Raw genomic sequence first — 24,777 nt, forward strand, 5'->3', positions numbered from 1 at the left:
CACAAAGAAAAACGTTCGAAAAGAGGAATTCGCGGGAAGGGCCGCAATTGACAATTAGCCGGGGATGTGCTATTTTAGGGGTAGTCTACATAGAAGGGAGATTATTCTCATGTTTGAAGTTACAAATACGAAAAACGCTCCGGCTGCAATCGGCCCTTACTCTCAGGCAATCGCCATGGGAAATCTGCTGTTTACATCGGGCCAGATCCCGCTGGATCCTCAGACCGGCGAGGTAGCCGGCACGACGATTGCCGAGCAGGCAGAACAGGTTATGAAGAATCTGGGCGCTGTCCTTGCCGCCAATGGAATCGGCTATGAGAACACGATCAAGACCACCTGTTTCCTGGCGGATATGAGCGATTTCGGCGTGTTTAACGAAGTGTACGCCAAGTATTTCACCGGCAAACCGGCCCGCTCCTGCGTGGCGGTAAAGCAGCTGCCGAAGGGCGTGCTCTGCGAAGTGGAATTGATCGCAGCGAAATAAGCGATATTGCAATCGAGAGGCGGCGCGCCTATCTTCCCGCGTGGATGATAGGCGCGCCGCCTCTTTTACAACTGAATCCCGTTGTGCTTTCGCCAACCAGGCGGTCCTGTTTAATCCAAATGAATCTCCGCCAGCTCCTTCGGCGGAATCGCTTTCGTCGAATCCTTCACCGACTTTTTAATGGCCTGGGAGGCTTTGTTGATCGGGAGGACGGTCCCGGCTCCGGCTACACAGCCGCCGGGACAGCCCATGCCCTCGATCAGGCAGCCGTCCATCTTCCCGGCCTTGGCCATCATCAGGATTTTCCGGCACTCGGCCAGCCCCTCGGCGTGTTCGATGTTCACATCCACGCCCGGATAATAAGCGTTGACGCACTTCTCGATGGCTTCCGCCACGCCGCCGGCCACCGCGTAGCCGCGGCCGGCTCCGGTCGCATCGTGAAGCTCCACCTCTTTGTCGTAGCTGCTCATATCAATTCCCTTGGCCTCAAAGATTGCGTCCAGCTCTTCAAAGGTGATGACAAAATCCACATCGCTGCGAACGCTGCGGCGGGACGCCTCCAGCTTTTTGGAAGCGCAGGGCCCGATGAATACAACGCGGGCATTCGGATGTTTCTGCTTGATGGTTCTCGCCGTGGCCACCATCGGGGTCAGGGCGTTGGAGATTTTATCGATCATCTCCGGAAAGTACACCTTTGCCAGCATGGACCAGGACGGACAGCAGGAAGTCAAAAGGAACGGCAGATCTCCGTTTACCACTTCCTCCACATAATGGCGGGCTTCCGTGGCGGCTCCCATGTCGGCTCCAAGAGCCACCTCGTAGACTTCGGAAAAGCCCAGCTCCATCAGAGCAGCCTTGACCCTCTTCGGGCTTCCGTGGGGGCCGAACTGGCCCACGATGGCCGGGGCTACCTCCGCCACAATCTCACCACCCTCTTTCAATGCGCGGATCAGCTGGAAAATCTGAGACTTGTCCGCAATGGCTCCGAACGGACAGTTCACCATACACATACCGCAGGAAACGCACCGGTCCGGATTGATGTAGGCCCGTCCCAGATCATCGCTCTCAATGGCGTTGACCCCACAGGCCTCGGCACAGGGGCGGATCTCGTGAGCGATGGCGTCATAAGGGCAGGCCGCCTTGCACTTGCCGCATTTGATGCACTTATCCTGGTCGATGCAGGAACGGCCGTTCACGATGGAAATCGCGCCCTTCGGGCAGACTTCCACGCAAGGGTGGGCCACACAGCCGCGGCAGTTGTTCGTCACCTTGTATTCATTGGCCGTGCAGGCGTCGCAAGCCGATGGAATAACCTGCATCAGAGGGGGCTCATAGTATTTTTCGGAAATATTGCTCTCATCCAGTCCCGCAGTCAGATGGACCGGCGCATCCTCCGGCCGAAGGCTCATCCCCATAGCCAGACGCACCCGCTCCGAAGAAATGGCGCGCTCCCGCCAGATGCTCTCCCGGTACTGGGGTTCGTCTCCCGGAGTAATTTTATAAGGAATTGCCTCAATGTCGTCGTTGAGATTGGTGGACTCAAACGCCACACGGGCAACTTCGGTAAACACTTGTTTTCTCAACCGCTTCACCGCGGTATCCAAACCTCGAATCATGTATGCTCCTCCTTTTTCTTTTAATCCTTACCTAGGATACGACATATTAAGCCGATTGACAAGATATTTTTTGCAGCAGGCCGGGAGCCCGGCGAACTCCCCAACAAACAGAATGGATATTTCGTACCGCTGCTTTCACCTAATATTTTTCTGGGATCCGAATATTTGCTGCATAATTTAATTTGTATTTTTCTACCATATGCTTTTTTGTACGGCCTAAAATGTAACGGTAGCAATCTGCCATCCCATCTGCAAAAGAACATACGTTGCCATCCTTTAACTGAAGAAGCGCTGCAACGACTTGTTTGTTGAGATGCGGGATCGTGTGTCTTTTGGACGGGTAATAAGCAAAATGGTGTCCCCATTCAAGAAGGCGATTGGTCTCCGATAAAATAATAAACAACGGTTCTAAAGCAGTATGTTCTAATATGGCTTTAAAAATATCCTCCAAATAGACCGTCCCGGGAGAAGTGAATTGATCTGCCAGCTTGTCCAATTCTTCTCTGGTGAACCTCGGAGCAGCTTCTAGCGCAGCCGGATAAATAATTAGCACCATTAGCTGCAGGGCATGAAGATAGCGCACTGCCTTTTCCGCATATCCGGAATTCAGAGCCAACTGATGAATTTTGGTATAATCCGGCTCAACAACGATAGTACCTTTTCCATTTAGTGTTTTTACGAAACCTCTTTGTTGGAGTTCGGACAATGCTTTTCTGACGGTCGATAAAGAGACACCATACAGACGAGCCAGCTGCTTTTCATAGGGAAGATACATTCCAACAGGATATTCTCCAAGACCAATTTTTCGATTCAAGTCGTCAACGATTTTTGAGTGATAGTAATCCTGACCGCGCAGGGGATTCCATGCAAACAACCCCCCGGTCTGTTCCGGACACATAGGCATCGTATCCGCCAAGTATTCTAATGTGTCTGCAATAGAATTCGCAAGCCTATGATACAGATCTGATAATTGTTTGTGCTTCATGGGCGGATTCTTGCCTTTCAGCGCTTCTATCATAGTGCCTGTCCCAGATACGGAGCCCTGGAAAAAACGTTTAGAGAAATAGGGGCACTCTTCTGTAAAAAAGGCAATCTTCGTATAAAGACCAAAGGTAGAGTAAAGTTCGCCGAATAAGGAATTGCCGCTTGTTCTTAGTATGTCATAACCTAAATTAGCAGGGGGACGCCACCCGCCGGCGGAAAGCCCGAAGCGTGATACTTTCATAGCCTTCTTATAGTGAGGCATGATCTCGATATCGCAGCCCTGTGAAGAGAAAACCAAAATAGACGGCATAACGAGAGCCAAGGTTTGATATACCTGTAAAATACTATCTTTATGCTTCAAAATGTCAAAACAAGCCCCCGATGTTTTAAGGGTATCTTTTCTTGAAACAACGATTGGAGCAAGACGAGGCTGGAGCTGAATCAAGCCTTCTTCCTGCAATGCGTTTAAGACACGATTAATCGTATATCTGCTTACATGAAATTGGCTGCATAACATCCTTGAGGATTGCAGGGAATTTCCAGGAAGTATCTGGCCCTCCAAAATGTACTGTTTCAATTCGTTATATACAAATGCAAATTTTGTTTCCTGCGGTTCCATAACATATCTCCCATCTATCTGTATTATAACATAACCAGCCATTTGTGTCAGTATCAAAAAAGCCAACCTATATGCGCACCTGTCCAATATGGTTGTTGAAAACACAGTAAAATTGCCATTATAATATTACCGTAAAATTGTTAGGAAAGAGATTGCGCATCAGGGAAAGAAGAAAAACCCAATTAGCGGCGATTCAGAAATGAATTGCACTCTTTGAAAGATATTCTGTAAGATCAATCAGACGTCGGAATCCATAAGAGCAGCAAGGAGGAATCATGCTGGCAGGAAAATACAAGAAAAAGAATCCTACCACACAATTTTTAATATGGAGTTTCATTGTACTTTTTATCTTTAGTATTGCCAATTTCAGCCTGCTCGGAATTTATATGAATCAAGAGAGCAGAAAAACCATTTATAAAGTCGGGGAAATCTACATGTCCGGACTGAATGAACAAATATCCAGACACTTTGAAAGCGTAATTTCATTGCGTTTTGACCAAGTCAGCGGCATTGTATCCGTCGTTCCGGCAGATAAAAATGCGAAAGAGAACTTATATGAGGAACTTGTTTACAGGGCTCAAGTCAGGAATTTTGACTATTTAGCCCTTTGTTCTGCCGAGGGAGACTTCGAAACGCTTTACGGCCAGCCAATACAGCCGCTTAATCCGGCACTTTTCGCAGAAGCCTTGACAGCAGGGGAGCAACGAGTTGCTGTAGGTGTAGATTCCGCTGGAAATGAAGTGGTATTGTTTGGTGTCCAAGTTGCTTATCCCATGCAGAATGGCGATATGAGTAATGGCTTGGTAGCAGCCGTTCCGATCGAGTATGTCACCAAATTTCTTTCACTAAAGAGCGAAGGGCAGTTGCTGTATTATCACATTGTCCGGCCAAATGGAAGTTTTATCTTAAAAAATCCCAACACGGAATTGTGGGATTTTTTTAATCAGATACAAAAGCAGCTCGATCCTGCAACAAAGAACCTTTCTGCTGAAAATCCCATAAAAGAGTTTGGCGATGCACTGAAATCCCGTAAAGAATATGCTGCAACTCTTGACGTGGACGGTGGAAAAGTACAAATATACGGCATACCATTATCTTGTTCCGAGTGGTATCTGGTATCGGTAATGCCTTACGGAATATTGGACGATACCATAAACAGTCTGGGCGGGAAACGCATGGTCATGACGTTGCTGTCTTGTACTTCTGTTTTAATCATTCTGACATTGATTTTTCTCCGATATTTTTCTATGACGCGCTCTCAATTACAGGAACTGGAGAAAGCCCATCAGACTGCGCTGAAAGCAAGCAAAGCAAAAAGTGAATTTTTAGCGAATATCAGCCATGACATCCGTACGCCCATGAATGCAATCGTAGGGATGACCGCGATTGCGGCAGCCCACATAGATGACCGGGAACAGATACAAAATTGTCTGAAAAAAATTACACGGTCGAGTAAACATCTATTGGGATTGATCAATGATGTTTTGGATATGTCCAAAATTGAAAGCGGAAAATTAACTTTAACAAATGATCAGATCTCTCTAAAAGAGGTTGTGGACGGAATTGTTGGCATCATGCAGCCACAGGTAAAGGCAAAGAAGCAAACCTTTGACATACATATAGAAAATATCTTAACGGAAAATGTTTGGTGCGACGGCGTTCGTTTGAATCAGGTCCTTCTAAATCTTTTATCTAACGCAACGAAGTATACGCCGGAGGGCGGTTCCATACGCTTATCCCTCTCTGAAGAAAAATCTCCGAGAGGCGAAAACCATGTCCGAATTCATATCCATGTAAAGGATAATGGAATTGGGATGTCACCGGACTTTTTGAAAATAATATATGAATCCTATAGCCGTGCGGATGGAGCCAGAATACATAAAACGGAGGGTTCCGGTTTGGGGATGGCAATCACCAAGTACATTGTGGACACAATGGGCGGAACCATTGATGTGAGTAGCGAACTTGATAAGGGTACAGAATTTCATGTCACGTTTGATCTTGAAAAAGCTCCTTCGAGGGAAGTGGATCTGCTTCTCCCTCCCTGGAATATGCTGGTGGTTGACGACGATGACTTGTTCTGCCAAACGACCATAGATACACTAAAATCCATTGGTATCAAAGCGGATTTTTGCCTCAGCGGAGAAGAGGCCACAGAGCTTATAATACAGCGCCACAAACAGGGAGTTGAGTATCAAATCATTCTCTTGGATTGGAAATTACCTGATATGAATGGCATTCAGGCAGCAAAAGAGATCCGGCGTAATTTAGGTGATGATGTGCCGATTCTACTGATTTCTGCATACGACTGGAGTGAATTTGAATCGGAAGCCCGCAAAGCCGGGATTCGTGGTTTTATATCCAAACCACTGTTTCGGTCCACACTGTTTTATGCTTTGCGCCAATATATGGGCGATGAAACACCACAAAACCAAACGCCGGAACAGAATTTTGATTTGTCCGGACGCCGGATCCTGCTCGCCGAGGATAATGAACTCAACTGGGAGGTCGCAAATGAATTGTTGTCCGACATGGGCGCAAAACTTGATTGGGCGGAAGACGGTCAGATTTGCCTGGAGAAATTCCAAAAATCACCGGAGGGATTCTACGATGTTATTCTTATGGATATACGGATGCCGCATATGACAGGTTATGAGGCTGCAACAGCCATTCGGGGACTGAATCGTCCGGATGCTCGATCGGTTCCGATCATTGCTATGAGTGCAGATGTTTTTTCTGATGACATACAGCATTGTTTGAAGTGCGGCATGAACGCTCATATCGCGAAGCCTATCAATATCATAGAATTAACCCGCTTATTAATAAAAACTTTCGTATAGATCCGGCCCTAAAAACGCGTGTCTGGCGGCACGCGTTTTTATAATTATCGCCACTTTTTACGAAGAAGAAAAGCAGCATAACATACTCTCGTACATTACGCTGCTTCCTACAAATCTAAAAAATTTTCTTAACAGGCTCCCTCAAGACTTGCGGATACAGCCTGATTCTCTCCGAAATCTCTCCCCTCCGGAGATTTTCCGCTTTCTCTTCTTATCTCCCCATCTGCCAGGCTTCATGGTCCGTGTGCAGCAGTTCATGGGCCTTGTGGGACATGGGTTTTTCCAGGAAGTCCTGGTACAGCTGGGTGATCGCCGGATTCTCATGGGAGAACCGGATCGGGCTCTCTTGATCCAGCTCATAGAGATACTGGCTTCGCAGTTCCGCCAGCTCTTCCCCGTCGTGGATCGGCTGTCCGCCGCCGCCGACACAGCCGCCGGGACATGCCATCACTTCCACAAAGTCATACCGGGCCTCGCCGTGGCGCAGCGCTTCGATCAGTTTTCTGGTATTGGCCAGACCGCTGACCACGGCAACCTTTACCTTGGTTCCGGCCATATTGAACTCGCCTTCCCGCCAGCCTTCCGGCTCCCGGATAATCCGGAAGGAGTCCGGCGCCGGGTTCTTACCGGAAATCAGGTAATAGGCCGAACGCAGGGCGGCTTCCATCACGCCGCCTGTGCTGCCGAAGATCACGCCGGCTCCGGTTCCCACGCCCAAGGGCAGATCAAATTCTTCCGATTCCAAAGCCTCCACCATGATGCGGTCGGCGCGGATCATTCGGGCCAGCTCTCTGGTCGTCAGAACGCAGTCCACATCCGGACCGGCGCCTCCGTCGTTCATCACCGGAATCGCCGCCTCATGCTTCTTTGCCACGCAGGGCATAATGGAAACGCAGTAAATCTTCTTCGGATCCACATTCAACAGCTTCGCATAGTAGGTCTTTGCAATCGTACCGAACATCTGCTGCGGCGACTTTGCAGTGGAAAGCTGTTCCACCATATCCGGGTACTGGGACTTCACGAAGCGCACCCAGCCCGGACAGCAGGAGGTAAACATAGGTTTTCCGCTCTCCCTGATCTCGTCAAAGCGGGCGAGGAACTCGCTTCCCTCCTCCATGATCGTAAGATCCGCGGAAAACGTGGTGTCAAATACATAGTCAAATCCCAGACGGCGCAGAGCCGCCACCAGGCGTCCCACCGTCGCTTTTTCCCTGGGAATGCCGAGGCCTTCCGCCCAAGCGGTACGGACCGCGGGAGCGATCTGTACCACTGTAATCTTCTCCGGATCCGCCATGGCGTCGATGACTTGCTGCCAATCCTCCCGGGCATGCAGCGCGGCCACCGGGCAGTGAGTCACGCACTGTCCGCAGAGCACACAATCGGACTGCTCGATCTTCCGGATCCCGGAAACCCCGATTGTGGTCCGGCCGCCGGTATTGGCGATGTCCCAAACGCCGACCCCCTGGACTTTATCGCAGACCTGGACGCAGCGCATGCAGCGGATACATTTCTGGGAATGGCGCACCAGCGGGAAATCCGCGGGCCAGGGCTCCACGTTCCAGTCATCGGGAAACGGATTGGAAACGATCCCCATATCATTGGAGATCTGCTGGAGATTACAGTTCCCGCTTCTCTCACAGATCGCGCAGCGGCTATCGTGCTGGGACAGCAAAAGCTGGATGTTGGTCCGGCGGGCAGAGCGCACCTTCGGGCTGTTGGTGTAAATTTCCATGCCTTCCTGCACCACATTGTTGCAGGAAGTGATCAGCTTGTCCTTGCCAACCAGTTCCACCAGACAGATGCGGCAAGCCGCAATCTCGTTAATTTCTTTTAAATAGCAGAGGCTTGGAATCCGGATTCCCATGGAGGCGGCTGCCTCCATCACAGTTGTTCCCTCCGGAACCTTCACCTTCTTATCGTCAATTTTCAGATTTACCATCGGGAATTCCGGCCTCCTTTCAAGATTCCATAGCCAAAGTGATCACACCGCAGGCAGCGTCCGCACTCCTGGGCTGCTTCCTCGTCGGTCATGCCCTTTTCGATGTGCTCGAAACTGCCGCGCCTCTCGCCGGTGCCGACCTCCCGCAGATTCACACGGCCGCAAGGTTTCTTATCCGCCAGGTTGGCGTTGGGGATCTCCACGTCGCAGCTGATATTGTGGTGGAAGCCCAGATACTCGTCAATATTGGCGGCCGCCACTTTCCCTGCCGCAATGGCCCGAATCACCGTAGCCGGTCCGGTCACGCAGTCGCCGCCGACAAACACGCCGGGGATATCGCCCTCCAGGCTCTCGTCCACCGTCTGCAAAACGCCCCATTTGACTTCCAGTCCGAACTCTTCAAAGTGGGCGGTCTCAATGCCCTGGCCGATGGCTGTGATCACCACGTCGCAGGGGATCCGCTCCGGCTCCTCGTGGGAATTGACCGGACGGGGCCGTCCCTGGGAATCCATGGCGCCGCAGATCTGCGGCTGTACCCAAAGCGCAGCCACATTTCCCTCTTCGTCGGTCTCTATTTTCAAAGGCGCGTTCAAAGTAATCAGCTCAGCGCCTTCCGCGATGGCTCCTTCCACTTCCTCCGGCATGGCCGTCATATCGTTTCTGCGCCGCCGGTAAGCCACCATGACCTGAGAGGCGCCGAGACGGATGGCGGTGCGGGTGCAGTCCATGGCCACGTTTCCGCCGCCGACGATCACCACCCGTTTTCCCTTCAAGTCGATGGGACGGTCCATGCCCACATCCCGGAGCATCTCCACGGCGGAGATCACATTGCCCTCTCTCACCTTCCCGTCCGGCTCAATGCCGACCTTTTTATTGGTCTGGGCGCCGATCGCCACGTAAACCGCGTCAAACTGTTCGTGCAGCTCACGGATCGTAACGTCCTTTCCTACGTTCACATTCATATGTACTTCAATTCCGGTGGAGAGGATCGCGTCGATATCTTCCTGCAGCCGTTCTCTCGGAAACCGGTAGGCGGGGATTCCATAGCGGAGCATGCCGCCTAAATGGGGCTTCTCCTCATACAGATCCACCCGGTGCCCCATCAGGGCCAGGTAATAGGCCGCGCTGAGTCCGCTGGGACCGCCGCCGACGATGGCCACCCGCTTGCCGGTGGAGGGCTCGTTGGACGGGACCAATACGGTATCCGCGTGGGCATGATCCACCGCCACGCGCTTGATGCCGCGGATGTTCACGGCGCTGTCGATCATATTCCGGCGGCACCTGGCTTCGCAGGGATGCTCGCACACCATGGCGCAGGCCGTCGGGAACGGGTTGTCCTTCCGGATCAGGCGCACTGCATCCGCATAACGGCCTTCTCCTACCAGTGCGATATATCCAGGCACGTCCACACCGGCCGGACAGAGCGCCACACAGGGAACCGGCTGGGTGATTCCGGCTGCGCAGCGGCCCCGGCGGATATGGGACAGGTAATCCTCCCGGCATCCTGAAAGGCCGTTCAGCACCATCCTCGCCGCATCGTAACCGATCGCGCAGTCCGCAGACGCCTCAATGTTCCTCGCCGTCTGCTCAATCAAATCCAACGTCTGGGGCGTCGCCCGGTTTTCCAGGACATCGGTCATCAGTCGCTGCAGCTGCCCTAAACCGACCCGGCAGGGGACGCATTTCCCGCAGGACTGGGCGTGGCACAGGCGCAGAAAGGAAATCTGCAGATCCACGGGACAGAGTCCTGGAGCGCTGGCCGCAATGTGCCGTTCCAGGTCCAGATACAGGTGCTCCATGGTGAGCTGTGCCTCATCCGGCGTTGAAATCCTCAGTCTACTCATCGCTTCCTCCTCTGATTCATAAAAGGTCTATGATCGCAATAGCCGTCTCCCGCTGCGGAATGCGAAACTTTTGCTTATCCGCCCGGTCATCAGCTAAAACAATTCTGCTGTAAAAAAACAGGCTGCTTCTATCCGGCAATTTCTTCCATCGATTCTCACTGTCCGGAGATTTGCGGCCTGCCACCATGAAAAAATTGAATAAATAGAATTTTCTTATCAATATCCTGACTAACCAGTCTTTTTTATTATAACATCTAGGCGATTCTTGTCAAGAAAAAGAACGCGTTTCCTGCGGAATTTCCCACTGAAAACGCGTTCCTTGCTTCTATCTTCCCTATTCAAAATATTTTTTTGCCGCGCGGATCAAATAGACCGTATCCATGGTCCCCGCCGTCTCATAAGGCGAGTGCATCGCAAGCTGCGGCAAGCCGATATCCACGGCGCTGACCGCCACCTGGGAGGTGGAAATATTCCCCAGCGTGGAGCCGCCCGGCAGATCCGAACGGTTGGTAAACACCTGGAACGGCACCCCGGCTTCCCGGCAGACATCTTTGAACACAGCAGCCGAAAGGCCGTCGGTACAATACTTTTGGTTCGCGCTGTATTTCAGCACGATGCCGCCGTTCAGATACGGACGGTTCACCGGGTCCGCCTTCTCCCCGTAATTGGGGTGTACGGCGTGAGCGTTGTCCGCTGAGACCAGGAAGCTGGCGGCGATCCGGCGCAGATAATCCTCCATGCCGCCGCCCTGGGAGAACGAGATGCGCATCAGCACGTCCTTCAAAAAAGTGGAGGCAGCGCCCTGCCTGGTGCCGCTTCCCACTTCCTCATTGTCCAGCACGCAGTAAACCGCTCCGTACCGCTTCTTTTCTCCGGCCAGGAATCCTTTTAGGGTCGAGAAGGCACATTGCAGATCGTCCAGCCGGCCGATGGAGAGAAATTCTTCCTCCGCTCCCCAGATGGTTCCTTTCTGCCGGTTGTATAAAAACAGATCATGTCCGAGGATTTCATCTTCCCGGACCCCGGCCGCCTCCGCCACCACACGGAAAAAGGTTCCCTTGGCGGCGGCGCTTCCGTAGAGAGGCAGCAGATCCTTCTGGGCATTATAGGAATATCCCTCGTTGGCCTGACGGTTCATATGAATCGCCAGATTCGGTATCATCAGCAGGTCCCGGTCCACATTGACCAGCTTTGCCGTCACTCTCCCGCCTTCCTTTACGGCCACCCGGCCGGCCACGGAGAGGGGGCGGTCAAACCAGGGGGCGCAGAGCATTCCGCCGTACCGCTCGACATTGAGCTTGACGTAGTGCCCCTCCGCCTCCATCTCCGGATTTTCTTTAATCTTAAAGCTGGGAGAGTCGCTGTGGCTCGCCGCGATCCGAAACCCGTTCCACTCGCCCTCCGGCAGGGAAAAAGCAATCAGAGCGGAGCCGTTCCGGGTGGTGAAATAACGCCCCCCGGATTTTAATTGCCATCGATCCTCCTCCGGCAGCTCCTGAAATCCATTTTGGATCAGCGTTTCCTTTAGGAAAGCCACCGCATGGAAAGGACTCGGACTCTGTTCAATAAACCGCAGCAATTCCCTTGATGTTTCCTGATACATCCTGTACTCCTCCTTCTTCCGGTCCGCCTACGCCTGCCGGGAGCGTTTTGCGACCATCGGCAGGATAAAGCCCAGACCAATCAACACAAATGGTGTCACAATGTTGAGAATCAACTGAAACGGATCTTCGGAGTAAATTCCTAAGATACACGCAAACGCCGTAAAAGCAAAACACCAGGCGCCGAAAAAGATTCCCAGCTTTTTATTTTTTACAAACCGGTAATCCGCCGGGATTTTATCTCCCGCCCTCTTTAGGCCAATGTAGGCGACAAACACCCACAGATACCGCAGAGGCATACAGACCGCATTCACCTTCACCAGCCATTTCACCAAAACGTCCACGCTGTCGATCCCGAACGCAGGCACGACGATCAGAACCGAGACGATGGCGAAGACCAGCTTATGCCCGTTTACATAAGTACCATGGCGGTTCTGCTTCAGCAAGGACTTCGGAATATAGTTCTCATCCGCATTGTCCAGCAGCATCCGCAAAGGCGCGTCGATGGAAAGAATCATGACCGTAAACTGCCCGATCAGATTCGTCAGAGCGTAGATTACCACGAAGAAATTCCCTACATGGTAGTATTCCCCCAAACGCTGGAAAGCATAATAGGCTCCGTTGGTCATCAGATCCGGAGGAATGTTTTCCGAATCGAACATCATTCCCAGAGCCACAGTCCCCAGCACGGCGCAGACTGCCACCATAATGGCAAGGGCAATCATTCCCTTTGGAAAATCCCGCGAAGGGTTCTTCATCTTATTGACGTATGGGGAAATCTTTTCGCAGCCGCCGACGGCCAGAACCAGAATGGAAAGACTCAGGAAAAATTTGCTGTCAAAGGCCGGAAGGAAATTCTTCCAGGACCAGTCGATCGAAAGCGTCGATGCGCCCGTGATCGAAGGCGCCGCAATCATCATCAGCACAAACAGGATCGACATCACAAAGGTCATGGAGCCGGCCAGAGTCGCCAGTTTTTTCAGCACATTCAGGCCTCGTGACGCGACAAAGATGGCAAACAGAAACAGCACCAGGCACGCGGCCTGCAGCACCATCGTATTCATCGAGCTGATTCGGTTATCCCGGAAGATCGCCCAGCTTCCTGCAATCAGGGACCCGTTCGGCTTCTGGGAAATATAGGGCATATGGACAATCCAGTAGGTCCAGCCGGCCATATACGCCATCCGGGGTCCAATCGTCCGCAGGGTCCAGGAACTTACCCCTCCGCCGGCGCTTTTAAAAGCGCTTCCCAGCTCTCCGACCATCAGCGCGTAGGGCACGAAATAAATGGCAAAAATCAGGATCCAGGCCACGATCGCCTTCAGGCCGCCGTATTCGGAAAATCCGTTGATTACATTCCCGAAACCCCAGACCGTGGAGAACGCCATGAATGCCAGACCATACCACATAATTTTTTTGTCATTCGTATTTTGTCTCACTCGCTGCTTTTAACTCCTTTCGTTACATTTTTATCAGATACAGTACGACATCCGTATTGTATCATGCGAAAACCTCCCGGAGCAACTGGATATTGCTCCCATTGGGAATGAAGGGGATAGGCCTTCGCATATATTAGTGACAAACAGCAGGAGCAAAACCAAATGAAACAAAAAAGCAAACGGAAAAAGCACTTTCTCCTTGGAGGGATTCTCCTCCTCTTCCTGGCCGGGCTTCTTTCCCAAGCCTTTTCCTACTGGCCTTCGGTGATGGCCTCGGTCAGCGTGATGCTGGGCAAGGAAATGCCCATTTACTCCGTGGATACCGACAAAAAACAGATTGCGCTCAGTTTCGACGCGGCATGGGGTGACAAAGACACTGCAAAAATCCTGGAAATTTTAAAAAAGCACAATGTCAAAGTTACCTTTTTTATGACCGGCGGCTGGGTGGACAGCTTTCCGGAAAATGTAAAAATGATCGCGGCCGAGGGCCATGATCTGGGAAATCACAGTGAAAATCACAAAGAGATGAGCAAACTGACCGAAGAAGAAATCCGGGAAGAAGTCCAGTCCGTACATAAAAAAGTAAAGGAACTGACCGGAGTCGAAATGTCGCTGTTCCGCGCGCCTTACGGCGATTACGACGATAAGCTGGTCACCACCGTCAACTCCCTCGGCTATCAGTGTATCCTCTGGAACGTGGACAGTCTGGACTGGAAAGACTACGGGGTGGATTCGATCATCAAAACCGTCTGCAACCACAAAAATCTGGCAAACGGATCCATCATCCTGATGCACAACGGAGCGACTTATACCGCGGAAGCCCTGGAATCCGTGATCACCGGGCTGGAGGCCCAGGGCTATGAGCTGGTCCCGATCTCCCAGCTTCTGCACAGTGGGGAAGCCACCGTTGACCCTACCGGAAAACAAATCCCGAAAACCTGAACGCTCTGCCTGAGCGCACCCGAATCCGGGGCGGAGTCAAGGACTATTTCCCCTCTCCGTCCCGGCTGCCATGAAACATTCTCTTCTCTTCGTACATCAAGGCATCCGCCTGTTCCATCATTCCGGAAATCCGGAATTTTCCTTTTTCCTCCACCCGGCTGCTGACGCAGCCTCCGGATATGGAAAGTTCTCTTCCCGTCTCCTCATGAAAACGCGCAAGCTCCCGGTGCACCATGGTCCGGCAGGTATCATTCGTCATTTCTGTCCCCGGAAACAGCACCGCAAACTCATCTCCGCCGATCCGGTAACACTCCCCCATGCCTTCAAAAGCCCGCCGCAGACAGCCGGCGATATCCCGCAGAAGTTGATCCCCGGCCCGGTGTCCGCCGGTATCGTTGACCTGCTTTAATCCGTTCAGATCCAGCATCGCCAGCGAAACCAGACTCCCGGCAGCGAGGCTCTCCTCCAGTTCCTCGATCCTTTCTTCAAAAGCCGTTCGATTCCCTAAACCGGTCAGAACATCCTGGTAGGCCATCTTCTTATATACTTCCATCTGAATCCGCTCCTGCACCAGGCGAATCAGCTTAGACCAGGTTTCTCCCAATAAAAGCACGACGAAAATGAGAAGCCCCCACCGGAAAAGTTTGGAATTGTCTTTTCTCATGCCCAAACTGAAGATGAAAAGGGAGGCCAGGCCGAACACGGAAAAAATCCCCACAATCCCCAGCAGATTTTTGGCGCTGGCCGAAGCTTTCTCTTTCACATCCTTGACCAGCCGCCAGAGCAGATAGAAAATGGTCAGCACCAACAGAATATGGGTGACAGGCAGCATCCTGGGATAGCTGAATACATCGAAAAAGTAGAGAAGCCCCTGCGCCGCGCAATTTGCCCAAAACAGGCGCTGCAGCAGCCGGAGCGTCCGGCCGTCCCACCCGCAGTTCTGCCAAACCACAGGTAAAAAAGGGACCGGGAGTAATTGAAAACATACCATAGATACCAAGAAGATAAAGGCTGGATTCACTGACAGTAAAAATCCCAATGTGGAATCCGTCAGCACCCAAATCATAGCAAGCAGAATAAAAATCCCCAAAAAGAGAAAGCTCTGATAATCCCGGCGGTTTTCATAGCGCCGGGAAAAGAGATATATCCCAAAGGATATCAGCATCAAAATCACCATCGCAACGGAAAATAAAAGCACGCCGCGATTGCTCTGAAAGACAGTGAAACGAATCTCCGCCGCCGTTCCCATTCGAATCGGAGAAGCCACCTGAAGCGCGGCTCCGTCCGGGCTGGTCAACTCCACGGAAATGGTTTTCCCGCTGTATTCGGCTTTTAACGGAACCATACAGAGAAAAGATCCTGTGATCGGCCGCCGGCTGCCGACGAAGCCTCCTTCATATTGAAAAACCGTTTCTCCATCCACCGCCACGCGCACTGTTTGATACGCATTCCGCAGGACCATCCACTCCCCGTCCCCGATCTTGGGCACTTGATTGTACACAGTTAGGGCCTTTTCTTCCGTTTCCGGATAGTAAGGATAATCCGTAATCCTTTTCTCACCGCTGTCCGTCATTTGGCGCCAGGGCTGCTCCCACTTTTCCAGAGAACCGCCGCCCGGCAAATCCGGGAGAGGGGAGCCTGCCGCCAGACTCTCGCCAAACAAAATGGCAAAAAGGAGGATCGCTGCCAAAATGATCCCTCGGTCCACCCAGTTTTTCTTTACCGCCATACACGTCCACACTTTCGCTTGCATTAACAGCCTGTGTGTTCAGTATATCGGAATTTTTTACAGGAAGCAACTGTTTTTCAAAGTTCCCGTCATCCAAGTAAAAAGCGTCAGGGCGTAATTCACCCTGACGCTTTTTACCACCAACAAACAAATCTCCGACTCTCAAAAGTTCCAGGAAAGTCTACTGCTTCCTCTCTTCTATCCTTTCCTGCATGACACACTTTTCAATCATGCGGTTCAAAGTCTGATTTAACTGCCGGATAGTATCTCGCAGCCGTTTATTTTCCCTTTCCAGCCGTTCGATTTCAATTTCCCGGTTCATGCTCTTTCCTCCTTTGTTCTCCCAGAACATCATACCAAACCTAATGTTGTTTTTCCATTATTTTTTGTCGACAATTTTCGACCACTTTGTTTTGTTTCTGTCTTTTTCTGGGGGAAAACCGAGTCTGCAACCGGAAATTTTGCCAGCTTTTTTCTGTTTAAACTACTATTTCTGTCTCTTTTCTTTTTTTCAAATACAAGATACAGCATATACCGCTGCCAATCAATACACCGGCTATAATCAGGATTGCGCAATGAAGAAAAAATGTATCGGGCAAAATTGTGATAACCGGATCCGTCCGGGCGTCGAAAATCCATAAATTATTCCTAAATACAATTTTATGAAAGGTAACAAAAACCGTATCCCAGCTCACAGCCATCGCAATACCGATTGCAGCGGGAACCAGGATTGAGAGCAGCGCCGTGTATTTTAGGTAGAGGAACTGCTTTTTTTGATGGAAGCACCAGATTCCGGCAACCCCCAACACTAAAGTCACCGGAACCATCCATTCAAATACGGAAAAAACCCGTTTCACCTCTTCAAAGTGAATCCGGCCGCTTTCCGACATGGCCAAATCCGGGAATTCCAGCGTGTCCGGCCCCCAGATATTATTATAGTCGATCAGTGTATCGTAATTGCGGAGAATCTGCTCCTCTGTCAGACCGGAGACGGCGGACAGGTTCATCGCCTTCATATCCCAATGATAGAGAGGGCGGAAATTCAGCGTCACGGTGACGGAAAACGAAATGAAAAACAGCATCAAAACGACTCCCAGAACCAATTGTCCCATGCGGTATTTTTTTTCCTGCATAAAAACTCCTTTCCTTGATCCTGCCCTTTTTCCGGGCATCCATTAAGAAATCTTAATCAGCATAACACTTTTCTGGCCTTTTGTCGATAAAGCATGGCGTTCTCTTCTGATTTATGTTAAAATATTAGAGAAACAAGGCTATTTTCGATTGTTGATCAAGGAGGATTGCCATATGATCGAACTGTTACTGCTTGCCGGGATCTTTGCGCTGGATCTGGCGTTAAAGGCCGGCATCGAAGCACAGCCAGAAGGCCAGCTTCCCAAAGATATCGCCGGTGGAAAAATCACCCTCTGCCGCAGCCACAACAAAGGCATGATGATGAACCTCATGGACAAGAAACCAAAGCTTGCCGCCGTCTTGTCATCCTGCGCCGGTTTTTTGACCCTGATCTGGTATCTGCCGGTGCTGTTTAAGAAAGGATACGGCGGCAGTCTGGAAAAGATAGGCGGAGCCCTAATTTTAGGTGGGGCCGCCAGCAACATTTTTGACCACTGGAAAAGGGGCTATGTGGTGGATTACCTGAAATTCCATCGAAAGCCCATCCGCAACGTGATTTTTAATCTGGGAGATCTCTGCATCTTCCTCGGCTGTTTTCTGGCCGTTCTCGGCCAATTTGGAAAAGGGAAAAGATAAAGACGGGGCTGCCGCAAAATGAAAGACCATTTTCACGGCAGCCTCTTTTGTTCCTACAATCCTGGCTTTTTTTCCCCTGCCGGAGCGTCCGGATCACACAAATGACAACGGACGAAATGTCCCGGCTCTACTTCCTTCATGACCGGGTCTTCCCTCATGCAAATTTCCTTTTTAAACATGCAGCGGGTATGGAAACTGCACCCCTTCGGAAGATTGACTGGGGATGGAATCTCGCCTTCACAGCGGATCCGCTTCGGCTTTAAAGCCTCCTCCTCCTCGGATATCACGGGAATCGCGGACAGCAGCATCTGGGTGTACGGGTGAAGGGGCGCTTCGTAAAATGTCTTGGTCGGCGCGATCTCACAAATCTTTCCCAGATACATAATCGCAATCTTTGTCGAAACATTCCGCATGACCCCCATATCATGGGTGATAAAGAGGTAGGTCAGCTTCTGCTCTTCATGGAGCTTCATCAGCATATTCAAAATCTTTGCCTGGATGGACACATCCAAAGATGAGGTCGGCTCATCCAATATAATAAATTTCGGGTTGCTGCACAGCGCCCGCGCAATGGATACCAGCTGGCGCTCTCCTCCTCCGATGGAGCCTGGCGATTTGTACATAAAGTCCGGCGGCAGCTCCACCATCTCCAGGATTTCCAGGATCTTATCCTCAATCTCATTTTTCGGGACAATGTTGTGTACTTTCAGAGGAAGGCTTAAAATCTGCTTCACGTCCTGATAGGGATTCAGGGAAGAACCCGGATCCTGGAATACGATCTGGACCTCCCGGCGGAACTCTTTGGAGCGGCCTTTTGTCTTCGGGGTGATGGTCTTTCCGTTAAAAATGATCTCGCCCCCGGTCTGCTGATACATCCCCATCACCGTATAGGCGATCGTACTCTTTCCGGAACCGGACTCTCCCACCAGTCCCATGACCTCGCCTTCCTGGATCGTAAAATTCACGCCGTCCACTGCCCGCACAAAACGGTCTTTTCCAACAGGAAAGTATTGTTTCAGGTCTTTCGCCGTTAAAATGTCTTTACTCATGGCCTGCCGCGCCTCCTTCCCCCGCCGTCTTCGCGTATTGAAAGCAGCTTACAAAATGGTCCGGCTCGATCTCCACATGGGGCGGCCGCATCGTCCTGCATTGTTCCGTCGCAAACTTACAGCGCGGACAAAACCGGCAGCCCTCCGGAGGATTGACATAGTCCGGCACATAGCCGTAGATTCCGGCGGACAACCCGCCCCCTGAAAGTCTTGGAACGCATTCCATCAGACCAATCGTATAAGGGTGGGACGGATTCCGGAACAGATCTTTGGTCCGGCATCTCTCCACGATATTGCCGCCGTACATAATATAAATCCGGTCCACCAGTTCCCTGGCCACGCCCAGAGAGTGGGTGATCATGATCAGGGAACGCCCCTTTTCCTCCACCAGTTCCCGCAGCATCCGGTGAATCTGATCCTGGATCGTCACATCCAGGGCGGTGCAGGGCTCATCCGCGATTAAAAGATCCCGTGTGGTCACCAGGGAAGAGGCGATACAGATACGCTGCCGCATCCCGCCCGACAGCTGATGGGGATAGCTTTCCATAATCCGCTCCGGGTCGGAAAGCATGACGCTGGTGATCGCTTCCTTTGCCACTTCCACCATCTGCTGCTTGGAAGCGCCTGGATACTGGCCGGAATATTTGATGATGTCCATCAACTGCTGGCCAATCGTGAACACCGGATTCAAGGCCGACATGGGGGACTGGGAAATCATGGAGGCCCCTTTTCGCCTTAACTCCAGCAATTCCTCTTTGTTCATCCCTAAAACCGATTTCCCGTTGAATTCGATTTTTCCGTTGGGAATATCAATAATGGACGGGTCAATGACACGCAGGATGGTCTTCATCGTCGTTGTCTTTCCGCAGCCGGATTCCCCGACCAGACCGACTTTCTCGCCCCGGTCCACAAAAAGGTCAATGTGATCCACCACTTTGGAGTGGCCTCGATACGTTTTGTACCAAATCGAAAGATCTTCGATGTTCAATACTCTGCCATCCAATATCAGTGCCCTCCTTTGTCAAACATATCCCGAATCCCGTCGCCGAGGAAATTGAAGCCAAGAATCATAAACGCCACTCCGATCGCAGGGAAAATCGTCATCCACCACAGATCCGGCATATAGCCAGCGCCGTCGGAGATCATCTGCCCGAACGCAGGAGTCGGAGGCTGCTCGCCCAGCCCCACGAAACTAAGGGACGCTCCCATCAGGATCACCCAGCCGACATCCAAGGCCATCTTGGTCAAAATCGGGGACAGGCAATTCGGCAGGATTTCTTTCAGCATAATGTGAAGCTTAGACGCTCCCACCAGCTCCGCGTTTTTCACGAAATACTCCCCGGATACCGACGACGCCTGGCCATAGACCAGCCGGGTATACCAGGGCCACCACATGATCGTCACCGCCAGCATGGAGTTCATCATACTGGGCTTTAATATAGAAGCGATACACAGAGCCAAAATCAGGGCCGGGACCGACAGGAACACGTCGGTGATTCTCATAATGATCGTATCCGCCCAAGTCCCGTGATGATACCCGGCGATCAGACCGAGAATCGTTCCCACCGGCACGGCGATCACCAAAACCACAATACTCATCAAAAGCGCGCCGCGGAAACTGTAGATGACACGGGAGAAGATATCTCTGCCCATGTTGTCCGAGCCAAACCAATAAGCGGCTCCCGGAGCCTGACCCGCATTGGCGTAGTCCACGAAAGCTCCGATGTGCTCTGGATGAGGGACGATATATGGGGCAAACAAAGCAAAAAAGACAGAGATACAGACTAAGACAAATCCCACCACCGACAGTTTGTTCCGGCTGAATTTATAGCGGTAAATTTTCAGGTTTTCCACTGTGGACGGGGAGAAAATTCCCTTTTTCTTTTTTTTCAGTTCGTTTTCCTGCATCGTTCTATTTGCTCCCTCCTATCCTCATTCTCGGATCCAGGGCGGAGATGATCAGATCCACCGCCAGATTGACAATGAAAAATAATAAACCGATAATTAAGACCACGGCGCAGATCGCGTTCAGATCTTTGTTCAGCATGGCGTTGATCCCATAACGGGAAATGCCCGGCCAGTTAAAGATCTTTTCCACCAGAAACGCCTGCCCCAGCAGTGAGGCGAAATCCATTCCCATGACGGTGATCGCGGAGGTAGCCGAAGGCTTCAGGAGGTATTTTCTGGTCAGCAGGCTGCCGGGAAGACCGTATCCCGTGGAAACCAGCATATATTCCTTGTGGGAATTGTCGACCAGGGACGAGCGCAGCACGCGGGCGTCCTGCACCAGCGGTCCCAATGCCAGTGCAAAGGCCGGAAGCAGCAGATGAAGGAAGGCGTCCCAGGCCACGGAAAAGTTACCGGTGATGATCCCGTCGATGATATAAAGGCCCGTGATATCCGGGGGCGCCGTCACCCCGGTGGAAAGACGCCCCAACACCGGCAAAATCGGAAGCGCATAGCCGAAAAGAAGCAGCAAAAACGTCCCCACCACGAAAGCCGGCAGTGCAATTCCCACGTAGGACAACACGCGGATGACCCCGTCCACCCAGGTGTTCTTATATCTGCCTGCCAATAGGCCCAGACCAAAAGTGCCGATAATCATAAAGATCCCGGAGACCAGCGCCAGCTCCGCCGTCGCAGGCAGAAACTGCCTCACGTCGTCGCTGACCGGGCGCTTCGTGATAAAGGAATTCCCGAAATTTCCGTGCAGGACGTCGCGGAGCCATTTCACATACTGAACCGGAAGGGCGTCGTTGAGATATAGTTCCTCCCGCAGCGCTTCTTTCGCGCTGTCGGTGGCGCGGCTCCCCAGAGCGATCGTGGCCACATCGCCGGGAACGACGCGGGCGATGGCAAAGATCAAAATTGAGGTTCCGAACAAGACCAAAACCCCCAGGAGCAGTCGTTTTATGATGTATTTTAACATCGCAGGCAGTTTCCTCCTTCCATAAACAGGCAGGCGATTTCTTTCTCCTGCCTCTAAAAGAAAATGCCGCCTGCATCTACACGTTTTTAAGGAATCAGCGTAAATGCAGACGGCATTCATCCACTTCCCAGTCCGGACCGAAAACAGGGGACGGTTTCCGGGCAAGAACGGGAGAAAGTTTCCGCCGATCCTTAACAGTATTTCAGGATCGTTGACAGGTAAACCTTGGTATCCTTCACAAGATTCTCCACCACCACGTACTCATTGGGCTGATGGGCCAGCTCATCCAGTGTGGACCACACGGCCGCCGGAATATTGTGGGCCCGAAGAATGGCGCCGCAGGTACCTCCACCGATGCCTCCGTAATAAGCTGCCACCCCGTTTTCCCGGATGGAGGCCACCAGACGGGTTACGATATCGGAATCCGAAGGTGTCGGCGCCGGAGCATCCACGCGGGTGATAAATTCCACCTGAACCGTCACTCCCTTTCGCTCTTCCTCATACCGCTTTGTCACGGCATAGATCCGTTCCATCACCTGATCCACCGTGTAGCAAGGCAGGATTCTCAGATCCATGACAAAGACGTCCTTGCCCGGCATCACATTGGGGCTGTCTACATTGACGAATTTCTGCGTCAGCTCAAACGTGGAGTACGGAGGGTTAAAAAGCGGATCTTCCTGGTTAAATTCCCGTTTCAGCATATCCTCCAGCTCCACCCCCAGGTGCATGCCGATGGAAGCTGCATTGATTCCCAGCTGAGGCATGGAGGCGTGAGCCTGCTTTCCGGTGACCGTGAATTTCAGCCATACCTGGGATTTTTCCGCGATTTCTACGAAAGAACCATCCGCGCTTCCGGCATCCGGAACGATCGCTTCATCCCGCGGGGAGAACACCCCGTGGTCTAAGAGGGCATGGAGCCCGTAGGCGCTGCCCGTCTCCTCATCGCTGGCAAAGATAAAACCCAGACTGCATTTCGTTTGCAGCTTATTCTCCATGACAAGGCGGCAGGTGTGCAGCGCGGTGATGACCGCCTGGCTGTTATCCTCCACGCCGAGGCCGTAAATCCTTCCCCCGATCCGTTCCGGCTGGAAAGGATCGGTATTCCAGTTCTCCAGGTCGCCGGAGTTAACCGTATCCACATGAGCGATGATCCAGAGCGTTTTTTCCGGATCTTCCGTGCCCAAAAGCTTCACCACTAAGTTGAGGCGGACGCCTTCCTTGACCGCATCGTCCGGGACTTCGATCACATCGAAGGGAATGCCGTATTTTTTCAAATACGCTTGCAGCCACTGCATTCTGGCATACTCTCCGGCGCCGTTCATCCTGGGATTAACGGCGGGAATCCGGCTCATCTCCATCATATCGGCCGCCATGTCTTCCATCCGCGCTTCCACCATTGCATTCAACTCTTGTCTCAGACTCATATCTCATTTCCTCCTAAACTACATGATAGAAATATTTTTTGATGCGCAGCGTTCTTTAATTTTCCGTTGCCATAACCTCCAGCTGCATCAGCAATTCGATATAGGAAAGATCTCCCAACATATCCTCCTCCCGGTACCCGAACCGGGACAGCATCTTTTTCAGGCGGTACTTCACTGAATTGGGATGGATTCCCTGAAGATTTCCCACATCCATGACGTTTCGAATGAGAATATACATGCGCAGCGTTTCCAAAAAGCCTTTGTCATCCCCCCACAGCTCGCTGGTCCCGCTTTCCCCGAACAGATGCTTCCGGTATTCCAGGGGCGCGAAGGCTAAAATATAGAGAAGGGGGAGTTCGTCCACCGAATACATCCCTTCCAGATAAGCCAGCGTACTTACCATATACTTGATCGACTCCAGCTTCGCGATCAGTTTCCTTTTCTCCATGCTGACCTGAGAAAAAACAAAAAGTTCCGGCTGGGTCTGATCCATCATTTCCCGGTAGAGCGGATACACCTCGCTCCCTTTCTTAAACTCATCGGGAATTAAAATGATACAGTAGTTCAGGTAATCATTTCTTTCATATATAATATAAGGATGTCCCAGCTCCCGCTCGATCTGCCGGAGGTTTTTCCTTTTTAAAAGCACATAGTGCATAGGCTTATCCCCCAGGTCGCCGATGAAGTGTTTTCCTCTGATGCTGTAGGGATTGGTACAATACTTATCCAGTTCTTTCGCCATTGCCGGTGCGATTTTATAGAACAGTTGAAAAGTCTCGCTGTCCAGCATCCGGCTAACCGTATAGGCGATTACCAGAGCCTTTTTCCCAAAATGCACCACTACGGAGTGATTGTCGTCGATCCGGATGGTGATGGGGGAGACAAAAGACTTTATATTTCGCTGGCAGACAGACTGAACTTTCGCCATGATCATGGCCACGTTCATATCCTGCTGGTCACTGCTGTAAACCGTGTCCGTGCTGACGATCAAAGGGACGCCCAAGAGACGGCTCATATTGCGGCAAAAATTGCCGATATCCTCCTCCGCATGGAATTCTGTGAATAGATTCAGAACATCCGTCATCTGCTGATTGGCGGCAGGGGAAAAAAGATTGTGAGCCAATAGACCATATTCCGAGATAATATTTCCCCATCCGGTTCCCTCCGGGATGTAAATAACCGGAAATCCGTGCTGGTTTCCCAGGGCAATGATTTCTTCATCAATCGTGCCTCCCAGATTCGGCGCGGGCATGATTCCCAGCCCGGCGCAGCGGCATTCGATCATTTCCCTCACCATCTGGATCCGGTTTTCTTTATCACTCCGCATGCACCAGAAAGTGGTCAGAAAAAAACTGCCCGGAACCAAAAAATCGCGAATGGCCGGATAGGGTTCCTCAATTACCTCTATCTTCTTAATAATATTAAAAATGCCGTCATGACCTGCTGTGATATAGCTCTGCCCCAAAGACGGTATCTTTAAAAAATCGTTTACTTCCAACTACCATACCCTCTTCCCATGGGTCTCTGCCCGAAGGCTTCCTGAGTAAAATTGGGGGAAGGACCCGCATCCA

The 24,777-nt window shown here is 51.5% G+C and carries 19 protein-coding genes; 4 read left to right on the forward strand and 15 right to left on the reverse strand.

Annotation, left to right across the window (positions count from 1 at the left end):
- The first annotated feature begins 109 nt into the window (after window positions 1–109).
- Window positions 110–484 (forward strand): RidA family protein, encoded by a 375-nt coding sequence (locus MUB23_RS17035; protein WP_244801954.1) that lies wholly within the window; start codon window positions 110–112, stop codon window positions 482–484.
- A 110-nt stretch (window positions 485–594) separates the two neighbouring features.
- Here MUB23_RS17035 and MUB23_RS17040 read toward each other — a convergent pair whose 3' ends face one another.
- Complete coding sequence (locus MUB23_RS17040; protein ID WP_244801955.1) at window positions 595–2,100, reverse strand: 4Fe-4S dicluster domain-containing protein; 1,506 nt, start codon at window positions 2,098–2,100, stop codon at window positions 595–597.
- Between the two features lie 139 nt (window positions 2,101–2,239).
- The gene (locus MUB23_RS17045) at window positions 2,240–3,703 is read right to left on the reverse strand and encodes a GntR family transcriptional regulator (RefSeq protein ID WP_244801956.1); all 1,464 of its coding nucleotides are present in this window, start codon (window positions 3,701–3,703) and stop codon (window positions 2,240–2,242) included.
- A 275-nt stretch (window positions 3,704–3,978) separates the two neighbouring features.
- Between MUB23_RS17045 and MUB23_RS17050 the strand changes: the two genes are divergently transcribed.
- Entirely contained in the window at window positions 3,979–6,543 is a 2,565-nt protein-coding gene (locus MUB23_RS17050; protein ID WP_244801957.1) for a hybrid sensor histidine kinase/response regulator, read from the forward strand.
- A gap of 211 nt (window positions 6,544–6,754) precedes the next feature.
- On the opposite strand, the gene MUB23_RS17055 is transcribed toward MUB23_RS17050, so the two are convergent.
- From MUB23_RS17055 to MUB23_RS17070, 4 genes are all read right to left on the reverse strand, one after another.
- Window positions 6,755–8,482, reverse strand: a complete 1,728-nt coding sequence (locus MUB23_RS17055; protein ID WP_244801958.1) for an NADH-dependent [FeFe] hydrogenase, group A6 — start codon at window positions 8,480–8,482, stop codon at window positions 6,755–6,757.
- Complete coding sequence (locus tag MUB23_RS17060) at window positions 8,476–10,326, reverse strand: NAD(P)-binding protein (protein ID WP_244801959.1); 1,851 nt, start codon at window positions 10,324–10,326, stop codon at window positions 8,476–8,478. The genes MUB23_RS17055 and MUB23_RS17060 overlap by 7 nt, the downstream gene beginning before the upstream one ends.
- A gap of 334 nt (window positions 10,327–10,660) precedes the next feature.
- Window positions 10,661–11,929 (reverse strand): M18 family aminopeptidase, encoded by a 1,269-nt coding sequence (locus MUB23_RS17065; RefSeq protein WP_244801960.1) that lies wholly within the window; start codon window positions 11,927–11,929, stop codon window positions 10,661–10,663.
- Between the two features lie 27 nt (window positions 11,930–11,956).
- Complete coding sequence (locus MUB23_RS17070) at window positions 11,957–13,336, reverse strand: APC family permease (protein WP_244802093.1); 1,380 nt, start codon at window positions 13,334–13,336, stop codon at window positions 11,957–11,959.
- 192 nt (window positions 13,337–13,528) lie between these two features.
- On the opposite strand from MUB23_RS17070, the gene MUB23_RS17075 reads away from it, so the two are divergent.
- On the forward strand, window positions 13,529–14,308 hold the full coding sequence (locus tag MUB23_RS17075) for a polysaccharide deacetylase family protein (protein ID WP_244801961.1): 780 nt from the start codon (window positions 13,529–13,531) through the stop codon (window positions 14,306–14,308).
- 43 nt (window positions 14,309–14,351) lie between these two features.
- Here the strand turns inward: MUB23_RS17075 and MUB23_RS17080 are convergent, their stop codons facing one another.
- The 3 genes from MUB23_RS17080 to MUB23_RS17090 all read right to left on the reverse strand — a co-directional run bounded on the left by MUB23_RS17080 (window position 14,352) and on the right by MUB23_RS17090 (window position 17,170).
- Complete coding sequence (locus MUB23_RS17080; protein WP_244801962.1) at window positions 14,352–16,037, reverse strand: GGDEF domain-containing protein; 1,686 nt, start codon at window positions 16,035–16,037, stop codon at window positions 14,352–14,354.
- A gap of 181 nt (window positions 16,038–16,218) precedes the next feature.
- A complete protein-coding gene (locus tag MUB23_RS17085) occupies window positions 16,219–16,359 on the reverse strand; it encodes a hypothetical protein (protein WP_244801963.1) in 141 nt (46 codons plus the stop codon).
- A gap of 157 nt (window positions 16,360–16,516) precedes the next feature.
- Window positions 16,517–17,170, reverse strand: a complete 654-nt coding sequence (locus MUB23_RS17090; protein ID WP_244801964.1) for a TIGR01906 family membrane protein — start codon at window positions 17,168–17,170, stop codon at window positions 16,517–16,519.
- A 172-nt stretch (window positions 17,171–17,342) separates the two neighbouring features.
- On the opposite strand from MUB23_RS17090, the gene MUB23_RS17095 reads away from it, so the two are divergent.
- Window positions 17,343–17,804 carry a signal peptidase II gene (locus MUB23_RS17095; RefSeq protein ID WP_244801965.1) on the forward strand — a complete coding sequence of 154 codons (462 nt, stop codon included), beginning with the start codon at window positions 17,343–17,345 and terminating at the stop codon, window positions 17,802–17,804.
- Between the two features lie 53 nt (window positions 17,805–17,857).
- Here the strand turns inward: MUB23_RS17095 and MUB23_RS17100 are convergent, their stop codons facing one another.
- From MUB23_RS17100 to MUB23_RS17125, 6 genes are all read right to left on the reverse strand, one after another.
- Window positions 17,858–18,853 carry an ABC transporter ATP-binding protein gene (locus MUB23_RS17100; protein WP_244801966.1) on the reverse strand — a complete coding sequence of 332 codons (996 nt, stop codon included), beginning with the start codon at window positions 18,851–18,853 and terminating at the stop codon, window positions 17,858–17,860.
- Window positions 18,846–19,856, reverse strand: coding sequence for an ABC transporter ATP-binding protein (locus MUB23_RS17105; protein ID WP_244801967.1), 1,011 nt, complete (start codon window positions 19,854–19,856; stop codon window positions 18,846–18,848). The genes MUB23_RS17100 and MUB23_RS17105 overlap by 8 nt, the downstream gene beginning before the upstream one ends.
- A gap of 2 nt (window positions 19,857–19,858) precedes the next feature.
- Window positions 19,859–20,761: an ABC transporter permease gene (locus MUB23_RS17110; protein WP_244801968.1), complete on the reverse strand. Its 903-nt coding sequence runs from the start codon at window positions 20,759–20,761 to the stop codon at window positions 19,859–19,861.
- 4 nt (window positions 20,762–20,765) lie between these two features.
- Window positions 20,766–21,782, reverse strand: a complete 1,017-nt coding sequence (locus MUB23_RS17115) for an ABC transporter permease (RefSeq protein WP_244801969.1) — start codon at window positions 21,780–21,782, stop codon at window positions 20,766–20,768.
- Between the two features lie 191 nt (window positions 21,783–21,973).
- Window positions 21,974–23,206 carry a M20 family metallo-hydrolase gene (locus MUB23_RS17120; protein WP_244801970.1) on the reverse strand — a complete coding sequence of 411 codons (1,233 nt, stop codon included), beginning with the start codon at window positions 23,204–23,206 and terminating at the stop codon, window positions 21,974–21,976.
- Between the two features lie 55 nt (window positions 23,207–23,261).
- Window positions 23,262–24,704: a PucR family transcriptional regulator gene (locus MUB23_RS17125; RefSeq protein ID WP_244801971.1), complete on the reverse strand. Its 1,443-nt coding sequence runs from the start codon at window positions 24,702–24,704 to the stop codon at window positions 23,262–23,264.
- Window positions 24,705–24,777 lie beyond the last annotated feature (73 nt).

The sequence above is a fragment of the Cuneatibacter sp. NSJ-177 genome (assembly GCF_022867805.1).
In the GTDB taxonomy this organism is placed as follows: Bacteria; Bacillota; Clostridia; order Lachnospirales; family Lachnospiraceae; genus Pseudolachnospira.

Bases quoted from the DNA above. Each gene is read 5' to 3' on its own strand.
- MUB23_RS17060 (WP_244801959.1), bottom strand. From the start codon at position 10,326: ATGAGTAGACTGAGGATTTCAACGCCGGATGAGGCACAGCTCACCATG.
- MUB23_RS17065 (WP_244801960.1), bottom strand. From the start codon at position 11,929: ATGTATCAGGAAACATCAAGGGAATTGCTGCGGTTTATTGAACAGAGT.
- MUB23_RS17075 (WP_244801961.1), top strand. From the start codon at position 13,529: ATGAAACAAAAAAGCAAACGGAAAAAGCACTTTCTCCTTGGAGGGATT.
- MUB23_RS17080 (WP_244801962.1), bottom strand. From the start codon at position 16,037: ATGGCGGTAAAGAAAAACTGGGTGGACCGAGGGATCATTTTGGCAGCG.
- MUB23_RS17085 (WP_244801963.1), bottom strand. From the start codon at position 16,359: ATGAACCGGGAAATTGAAATCGAACGGCTGGAAAGGGAAAATAAACGG.
- MUB23_RS17115 (WP_244801969.1), bottom strand. From the start codon at position 21,782: ATGTTAAAATACATCATAAAACGACTGCTCCTGGGGGTTTTGGTCTTG.
- MUB23_RS17090 (WP_244801964.1), bottom strand. From the start codon at position 17,170: ATGCAGGAAAAAAAATACCGCATGGGACAATTGGTTCTGGGAGTCGTT.
- MUB23_RS17070 (WP_244802093.1), bottom strand. From the start codon at position 13,336: ATGTGGTATGGTCTGGCATTCATGGCGTTCTCCACGGTCTGGGGTTTC.
- MUB23_RS17110 (WP_244801968.1), bottom strand. From the start codon at position 20,761: ATGCAGGAAAACGAACTGAAAAAAAAGAAAAAGGGAATTTTCTCCCCG.
- MUB23_RS17100 (WP_244801966.1), bottom strand. From the start codon at position 18,853: ATGAGTAAAGACATTTTAACGGCGAAAGACCTGAAACAATACTTTCCT.
- MUB23_RS17045 (WP_244801956.1), bottom strand. From the start codon at position 3,703: ATGGAACCGCAGGAAACAAAATTTGCATTTGTATATAACGAATTGAAA.
- MUB23_RS17055 (WP_244801958.1), bottom strand. From the start codon at position 8,482: ATGGTAAATCTGAAAATTGACGATAAGAAGGTGAAGGTTCCGGAGGGA.
- MUB23_RS17120 (WP_244801970.1), bottom strand. From the start codon at position 23,206: ATGAGTCTGAGACAAGAGTTGAATGCAATGGTGGAAGCGCGGATGGAA.
- MUB23_RS17040 (WP_244801955.1), bottom strand. From the start codon at position 2,100: ATGATTCGAGGTTTGGATACCGCGGTGAAGCGGTTGAGAAAACAAGTG.
- MUB23_RS17050 (WP_244801957.1), top strand. From the start codon at position 3,979: ATGCTGGCAGGAAAATACAAGAAAAAGAATCCTACCACACAATTTTTA.
- MUB23_RS17095 (WP_244801965.1), top strand. From the start codon at position 17,343: ATGATCGAACTGTTACTGCTTGCCGGGATCTTTGCGCTGGATCTGGCG.
- MUB23_RS17035 (WP_244801954.1), top strand. From the start codon at position 110: ATGTTTGAAGTTACAAATACGAAAAACGCTCCGGCTGCAATCGGCCCT.